The organism is Bradyrhizobium sp. DOA1, assembly GCF_001593325.1.
In the GTDB taxonomy this organism is placed as follows: domain Bacteria; phylum Pseudomonadota; class Alphaproteobacteria; order Rhizobiales; family Xanthobacteraceae; genus Bradyrhizobium.
The window spans coordinates 1,350,929-1,352,591 of record NZ_JXJM01000001.1; the positions used below are offsets into that span (position 1 = coordinate 1,350,929).

Genomic DNA, 1,663 nt, shown 5'->3' on the forward strand with positions numbered 1-1,663 from the left:
TCATCCGTCCCCTGCGTTTCGTCTTGCCGCATCACGCCGGCCTGCGCCCCGCCTGGCTGCTGCGCCTCGGCCTCTTCCTCTATGACCACATCGGCGGCCGCCATCTGCTGCCCGCCACGCGCTCGGTCGATCTCAAGCGCGATGAGGTCGGCAAGCCGCTGATTCCGAATCGCTACAGCCGCGCGTTCGAATATTCCGACTGTTTCGTCGACGACGCCCGCCTCGTCGTGCTCAACGCGCGCGATGCCGCCGACAAGGGCGCCGAGATCCGCACCCGCACCCGCGCCACCGAGATCCGCCAGTCCAACGGCGTCTGGACGGTCGGCATGGTCAACACGCTGACCGGCGAGCGCTCGCAGATCCAGGCGCGCGCGCTCATCAACGCCGGCGGCCCCTGGGTCGAGGACGTGCTCGGCCGCGGTGCCGGCGTCAATGCAAAGGCCAAGGTGCGCCTGGTCCAGGGCTCGCACATCGTGGTCAGGAAGCTCTACGACCACGACCGCGCCTACATGTTCCAGAACGCCGACGGCCGCATCATCTTCGTCATCCCATACCAGGACGACTTCACCCTGATCGGTACCACCGACCGCGACTATGACGGCGACCCCGCCAAGGTGAAGGCGACTCCCGAGGAGATCCAATATCTCTGCGCCGCGGCGAGCGAATATCTGGCCAAGCCGGTGACGCCGGACGACGTGGTCTGGACCTATTCCGGCGTGCGTCCGCTCTATGACGACGGCGCCAGCGAGGCCAAGGCCGCGACCCGCGACTATGTGTTCGAGCTCGACACGCCCGGCGGCGCGCCGCTGCTGTCGATCTATGGCGGCAAGATCACGACCTATCGCCGCCTTGCCGAAGAGGCGCTGGAGCGGCTCGCGCCGTATCTGCGCAGCGCAAAGGCGCGCGAGGGCTGGACCGGCAAATGGCCGCTGCCCGGTGGTGACATGAACGTCTCCGACATCGACGGGCTGATCGCCGAGTTCCAGCGCGGCTATGCCTTCCTCAGCCACGAGCATGCGCGACGCCTCGCCCGTGCCTATGGGACACGGGCGATCAAGCTGCTGGGCGATGCCAAATCGGCGGCCGATCTCGGCCAGTCCTTTGGGGCGACGCTGACCGAGCGCGAGGTTCGCTACCTCATGGCCAACGAATGGGCCGTCACCGCCGAGGATGTGGTCTGGCGCCGGTCCAAGCTCGGCCTGCGACTATCTGCCGACGAGATCGCAGCGCTTGACGACTGGATCAGGACCCATGCCGTGCAGCAAACTCCCCTGCTGGAAGCAGGAGGACGCTCATGACCGTGACGCTCGATCACGTGACCCGGACTGTCGAGGGCGTCCCGCACATCCGCGACGTCTCGCTGACGCTGGAGAGCGGAACCCTCAACGTGCTGCTCGGCCCGACGCTGTCGGGCAAGACCTCGATCATGCGGCTGCTGGCCGGCCTCGACAAGCCGACCACCGGCAAAGTGGTGGTCAACGGCAAGGACGTTACCGGCGCCGACGTGCGCCAGCGTTCGGTTGCCATGGTCTATCAGCAGTTCATCAACTATCCCTCGCTCACGGTCTACGAGAACATCGCTTCGCCCCTGCGCGTTCAGGGCAAGCCGCGCGATGAGATCGAGGCGCGCGTCGCCGAGGCCGCAAAGCTGCTGCGGCTCGAG

The 1,663-nt window shown here is 66.9% G+C and carries 2 protein-coding genes; both read left to right on the forward strand.

Annotation, left to right across the window (positions count from 1 at the left end):
* Positions 1–1,298: glycerol-3-phosphate dehydrogenase (gene glpD / locus SE91_RS06255; RefSeq protein WP_245318377.1), on the forward strand; the 1,298-nt coding region annotated here is incomplete at its 5' end.
* On the forward strand, positions 1,295–1,663 hold a 369-nt coding region (locus tag SE91_RS06260), incomplete at its 3' end, for an ATP-binding cassette domain-containing protein (RefSeq protein WP_156489959.1). The genes glpD and SE91_RS06260, both read left to right, overlap by 4 nt.